The following is a 6,151-nucleotide window of genomic DNA, read 5'->3' on the forward strand; positions in this document are numbered from 1 at the left end:
GCACATGTAATGCAACACCTCGATGTACAGGTGGTAGAGCAGGGACTGGCGTGGTTGAACGCCGGTGAAACTATCTGGTTATGTACTGTGCTTTCCACGTTTGGATCCTCGCCGCGGAAACCGGGATCGATCATGGTGGCACGCGGGGATGGCCGCCATGTGGGTTCTCTGTCTGGTGGCTGCGTCGAGGAGGATTTTCTCGAGCGGGTTCAGCGCGGCGAATTCAACCAGCGGGTGTGTGTCGAGCGCTACGGTGATCCGCGCGACGAAGCCTCAAGTGAACGACCGCGCGTGCAGTTGCCCTGCGGTGGCATTCTGGAAGTATTGGTGGAGCGCCTGTCTCCCGAGGATGACAACCGTCAACATATGGCCGAGTTACTCGGGGTACTGCGCGGGCAGCAGCAAAAACTGCGCACGGTTTCTTTGAGTGACGGGCACTGCACCTTGCGTCCGGTTGTGGAAGCGGGTGGCGAAACCGTTGCCGTCACCGCCGGGTGTGTGAGCCTTCGCGTGGGCCCCGCTTCGCGCCTGATTATTGCCGGTCTCTCCAGCGTTGCCAGACCCTGTGCTGAGTTTGCCGTGGCGCTGGGTTATGAAGTGATCGTGTGTGAGCCGCGGGAAGAGGAATATCGCGATTTCAATCTTGCCGGTGTGCGTCTGGAGAAGATTTTTCCCTCCGTGTTTATTGCCGGGCCTGGCAACTGCCACCAGCAGACCGCGGTGGTGGCAATGACCCACGACCCGCGCATCGATGACCTGGCAATGATGGAAGCGGTCAGAACTGACGCATTCTATATCGGCGTGATGGGGTCACGGCGAACCTCGGATAAACGGGCAACCCGGCTTTTATCGTCTGGAGGCTTGAGCGCAGCAGAAGTGGAGCGCATCCATATGCCCATCGGCCTTGCCCTGGGCAGCAAAACCCCGGCGGAAATTGCGCTGGCGGTGATGGCGGATATCCTGCGTGTGCAGCGCGGCATCCGGCGCGATGCACTCTGATGCTCGCCAATGCACCTGTTGCCAGGCTGGACTTAAAATTATTCCCAGCCGCTTAAAACCAGCTTGCCAATGGTGCGCCCGGTTTCCAGCTGCCGGTGCGCCAGGCGCAAATTCGCCGCATTGATCGGTTCCACTGTGTCACTGACGGTGGTGATCAGCGTTTCGTCATCCACCAGTTCCGCTATGCGATTCAGTATCCACCCCTGATGATCCATATCCTCGGTTTCAAACATGCTGCGGGTAAACATGAACTCCCAGACAAAGACGGCGCTTTTGGGTTTCAGCAGGTTCAGGGGCAGGGGATCGCGGTTGTCCACCACGCAGCAGATTTTCCCCTGGGGCCTGATGGCGTTTGCCATGGCGGAGAAGTGTTGGTCGGTATCGGCGAGGCAGAGTATGTAATCCACCATCGGGATACCGATATCGCACAGTTCTTTATCCACAGGGTTGCGATGGTTCACTACATGCTGTGCGCCCATCTGTTTTATCCACATGCTGGACTTGGTGCGTGAAGCAGTGGCGATCACATTGAGCTTGCCGAGATTGCGCGCCAGTTGAATGGCGATGGAGCCGACGCCGCCTGCGCCGCCGATGATCAGGATCGATTTGCCCGCATCGTCTCCGGTTGAAGATATCCCGAGTCTTTCAAACAGCGCCTCCCAGGCAGTCAGGCTGGTCAGGGGCAGCGCCGCGGCCGCCGCAAAATCCTGGGTGCGCGGCATGTTGCCGACAATGCGTTCGTCCACCAGCTGGTATTCGCTGTTGCATCCGGGGCGGGTAATGTCGCCGGCGTAGAAAACCTGGTCGCCTGCCTGGAAGTGGGTGACCTCGCGGCCAACGGCGATGACCTCACCGGCCGCGTCCCAGCCCAGGATTTTGGGGGTGGTTTCCACCACGGGCTCGGTCTTTGGCGCCCGTACCTTGGTATCGACAGGGTTGACCGCAATCGCCTTTACCGCCACCAGCAGGTCGCGCGGCCCGGGTTCCGGGCGGTCTATCTGGAAATCAACCAGAGATTCTTCATTATCAATGGGCAGATACTGATGCAGGCCGATGGCTTTCACGGGTGGACTCCCTTCCTGTGTGAATGCGGTGGAATAGTGCGGATGGCAGGTGGCACGCCAAATCCCTGACATTGCTACCACTGCGCCATTGTTCCGTCAGCAGCAGATTTTAGGCAAGCGTTGCGTGTGGCGCTTTGATCTAAGTCAGATGTTCACAGCGCTGCCGGGGAGGTGGGCGCCGGGGCGGGCGCAGGGGGAGTCTTTGTCCGCGGATTAGTGGCGCGTTGCTTGAGCCTGCGCTTTTTCCACCACAGGTACAGTCCGGTGCTGAACAGGATTGAGGGGGTGACGCCGGCCAGTAATATCAGCCAGCGTCCGAAGAGCCCGAGTGCATCGCCATTATGGAGAGGGAACTGCCAGCGCAGGATCCGGTTGCCGAGGGGGATCTCGGTGACGTTTTCCGTCATCAGCACTTCGCCGGAGTACTGATCGAGGCGCACAAAGCTGGCGCCATAGTTGCTCCAGACTTCCCCGGCAGCGCGGTAGGACAGGCCATAACTGTCGGCGCTGTTGCGCGGCAGGTAGATACGTTTCAGTTCGCCGCCGGGAAATACCCGCGCGCCGATGGTTGCCGCGGCATCGGCGGAAATTGGCGTGCCGTCGCTGCTGCGGGATCCCGGCAGTGCTGCGAGAGGTTCAGTGGTAAACAGCGTGCCGACTACGCTGCGCACCTGCTGCGGAAATACCATGGCAACGCCGGAAAAACTGATCAGCAAAAGGAGTGGCAGGAAGTAGATGCCGAATACTTTGTGCACATCAAAGTAAAAGCGGAAGCGATTACCGCTGCGGGAGATGGTAAAGGCCCGCTGCCAGCGTGATTTACCGGGTGTTGCCGCGCGGAGCTTTTTGGGCCACCACAGGATGAGGCCAGTGAGGCAAAACACCATCAGCAGCAGCCCCATAAAGCCAACCACGGTCTTTCCGGTACCGCCTGCCAGCAGCGTGTAGTGCAGGCGATAGATCCAGGTCATTGGCGCGGACGACAAATCGCCCCAACCGCGGATCGCGAGCACCTCGGCATCGGTCGGGGATACGCTGACCTCAATCGGGCCGGGGGCGCCTTCCGGCCCGGGAAACCGCACCACAAACGGGCTGCCCGGCTGTCGCGGTGTCATCAACCGCGTGGGCTGAGGGTTGCCCGCTACCGCGGCCTGGGCCGCGGCAATAACCTCCGCGAAGGTGGCGGGATCTTCGGACGGCGTGAAGGTCACTGTTTCCGGCGCGAGCTTTTCATCCAGCGCATGATCGAACACCAGCATACTGCCGGTGAGGCCGATCAGTGACAGCAGCAGGCCCAGACTCAGGCCTGCGTACTTGTGCAGGATAAAAAAACTGCGCCGCACGGTTTAGAAAACCTTCGAGTAGGACAGGTTCACATTGCGGCCCAGGCCCTTGAAATTGCGGGTGTTGTTACCCGCGGTCTGGGAGTAGTAGGTGAAGTAGTCCTCATTGGTCAGGTTCTGGATCCCCACAGAGAATTCACCGCCCAGTGCCTTCAGCTGTGCGCTGGCATCGATGATGGTGTAGCCGTCGAATTCCGTGGTGACTTCACCCGCCGCATTTTCGAAATCGCGATCCAGCAGCCAGTTGGCCTGCAGGCGGGTACCGAAGTTGTCGGTCCAGTTGCGGGTCCAGCTCAGGTTGAAGCGGTTGGGGGCGATATTGCGGCCGTCCAGGTCAGTATCAACTTTGCCGTCACCATCGTCGTCGTAGCGTCCCTTGGTATAGGCATAGCGGACTTCGATGGTGTCGGTGTCGCTGGCGAACCACTGGCCGCGCACTTCGATGCCGTCAATTTCGGTCTGCTCGCGTTTTACGCTGTAGATGCCGTCGCTGCCCAGGGCCAGGCGCTGGCCGAAATCGGAATCCGAGGTGTAATAGGCGACCTGCGCGGTAAATACATCTCCGTTGAACTCCAGTCCAAGTTCCTGGTTTTCGGTGAGGATCGGTTGCAGGTCGAGGAAGCTCTCCACATCCTGGCCCGGCTGGTTGATGCCGCGCAGCACTCGGCCCACGTCCGGCATGGAGAAGCCTTCGGAGTAGTTGGCGTAAACGCGGAGGCCGTCGCTGATGGCGTAGGTGGCACCGATGTTACCCAGCGTCTCGCTGAACTCCGGGTTGCCCCCCTTTACCGACTGGCTGCCGTAGGAGTAGAGAGTGGTGAAATCGTCCACCTTCAGCTCGGAAATCTCGTGGCGCACACCGGCGGTCACTGTCAGCTTGTCGATGCCAGTGAATTCTGCCTGGGCGTAGGGCGCGATGTTCTTGTACTGCGTGGGTGGTACCCAGGCGCGGCCGGTCATGATCAGTTGCTGCCAGGTTTCATCTTCCAGCAGATCCACACCGTAGGCGAGGCTCACCGGGGCGCCGGCAATCTCATCCTTGATCAGGGTGAGTTTCAGGCCCAGCTTTTCGGAGTTGTTCTGGGACTGATCGTAAATATCCGTGCCAAAGGCCGGATCCTCGAAAGTATCAAAAATACCGCCACCGTAGGTGCCGGCAAAATCCTGGGAAAAGACCTGCGCGCGCAGTTTCTGCCCGAGGAAGTCTTCCTTGCTGTATTGCAGGTTGATGGTGGTCACTTCGTTGGACGGGGCCTTGCCCGGTACATCCGCCTCCACCGCGGTGGTGGGGATGCCAGCATCAATGTCGCCATCAACGCTCAGCCAGTTGTTGTTGCCTTCAAGCAGGTAGTGGTTGACGGTCAGCTGCAGGCGCTGGTCATCCCAGCTGTAGCCGCTCTTGATAAATGCATTGATGGAGTCGGCGTCCATGGTGTCGCCCTGGGTGTTGTCGAAGCCGACGATGTCCCCATTGGCGTCGTAGCTGATGCCGCTGTTGCGGTATGTGACGCTGGCCAGCACATCCACCGCATCGACCATGCCGGAAATGCTGTAGCTGCCGTTGTAGCCCAGGGTATCGCCGACCTCGTCGGGCTGCAGCGCAGACTCGACCCGCACGCTCTGCTGGAATTCTTCGCCGGGCTTGCGGGTCACCAGGTTGATGATACCGCCGGACGCGCCCATGCCGTGGATGGCATTGGCACCGTGAATGACTTCAACACGCTCCAGCATCAGCGGGTCGATAGTGTGGCCATCGCGCCCACCATCGCGCAGCGGGTTGGACTGGGGCACACCGTCGATCAGGTACAGGGGCTTGCGGCCGCGCAGGCTCTCACCGGAGCTGGTCATTTTCTGGCGGCTTGGGGCGAAGCTCGGAACCAGGTTGCCGAGGATTGTGGACAGGTCGCTGGTTGCCGCCAGCTGCTGGGTCAGGGCTTCTTTACCGATCAAGGTCACAGTATTGGGAATGGCGCTGAGTGGCTTCTCGGTACGGCTGGCGGTTACCACCACTTCTTCCTGTACCCGCTGGTCGGAAGTCGTGGTGTTGTCGGCAAAGGCGGCGGTACTGGCGGCCGCAACGGCCAGGGCGAGCGAAGTTTTCAGGCAGCGCATTCTGCGAAGCTCCTTGAAACAGAAAAGTGAATTATTAGAGGGAATTGTTAACTGGTAACCCGGGTTGGTATGGCGGCTGGGGGAAACCAGCGCAATGCGACGGGTCGCCATAATTCTGGGTGGCGATACTAAACAAAATGAGAATCGATATCAATCGCAAAAGTAAGGGCGTGTACACTACACGTGCATGCATCAGGTGACCTAAATTTTCCCCACGTTTTGGCGCGGGGCCTTCTTATAATATGGGGCGCTGGCAGGGAGAGCGGGGCTGGCACATCGGCTTGGGCTGCCGATGTGAGAATTAATGCCAAAAGTGGCTTGACTCACCAAGGCCTCCCCCCTAGAATGCGCAGCCTCTTGAGCAGTCGGGGCAACCCACTGCAAGAGACCGAAGTCTTACCAGGTTCGGTCTCTGGGTTTGTTGGTGCGGGGTGGAGCAGCCTGGTAGCTCGTCGGGCTCATAACCCGAAGGTCGTAGGTTCAAATCCTGCCCCCGCTACCAAATTTCCATTTATACTCTCGGGTGTGAGTGGTTGTTGAACCCCAGGATGTTGTTGCGGGGTGGAGCAGCCTGGTAGCTCGTCGGGCTCATAACCCGAAGGTCGTAGGTTCAAATCCTGCCCCCGCTACCAA

The 6,151-nt window shown here is 59.5% G+C and carries 4 protein-coding genes and 2 tRNA genes; 3 read left to right on the top strand and 3 right to left on the bottom strand.

Going from position 1 to position 6,151, the window contains the following annotated elements; genetic code table 11:
- Window positions 1–9 precede the first annotated feature (9 nt).
- Window positions 10–999, top strand: a complete 990-nt coding sequence (locus ACNKU7_RS03805; protein WP_418295628.1) for an XdhC family protein — start codon at window positions 10–12, stop codon at window positions 997–999.
- Between the two features lie 38 nt (window positions 1,000–1,037).
- Here ACNKU7_RS03805 and ACNKU7_RS03810 read toward each other — a convergent pair whose 3' ends face one another.
- The 3 genes from ACNKU7_RS03810 to ACNKU7_RS03820 form a co-directional block, all read right to left on the bottom strand.
- The gene (locus ACNKU7_RS03810) at window positions 1,038–2,063 is read right to left on the bottom strand and encodes a zinc-binding alcohol dehydrogenase family protein (protein WP_418295629.1); all 1,026 of its coding nucleotides are present in this window, start codon (window positions 2,061–2,063) and stop codon (window positions 1,038–1,040) included.
- 152 nt (window positions 2,064–2,215) lie between these two features.
- Entirely contained in the window at window positions 2,216–3,406 is a 1,191-nt protein-coding gene (locus ACNKU7_RS03815; protein ID WP_418295630.1) for a PepSY-associated TM helix domain-containing protein, read from the bottom strand.
- A 3-nt stretch (window positions 3,407–3,409) separates the two neighbouring features.
- Window positions 3,410–5,518, bottom strand: a complete 2,109-nt coding sequence (locus tag ACNKU7_RS03820) for a TonB-dependent receptor (RefSeq protein WP_418295631.1) — start codon at window positions 5,516–5,518, stop codon at window positions 3,410–3,412.
- A 425-nt stretch (window positions 5,519–5,943) separates the two neighbouring features.
- On the opposite strand from ACNKU7_RS03820, the gene ACNKU7_RS03825 reads away from it, so the two are divergent.
- Together ACNKU7_RS03825 and ACNKU7_RS03830 are read left to right on the top strand one after the other, a co-directional pair.
- Window positions 5,944–6,020: transfer RNA gene (locus ACNKU7_RS03825), tRNA-Met, on the top strand.
- 53 nt (window positions 6,021–6,073) lie between these two features.
- Window positions 6,074–6,150, top strand: a tRNA-Met gene (locus ACNKU7_RS03830).
- The last annotated feature ends 1 nt before the right edge of the window (window position 6,151 follow it).

It is taken from the genome of Microbulbifer weihaiensis (genome assembly GCF_048323715.1).
Taxonomy (GTDB): Bacteria; Pseudomonadota; Gammaproteobacteria; order Pseudomonadales; family Cellvibrionaceae; genus Microbulbifer.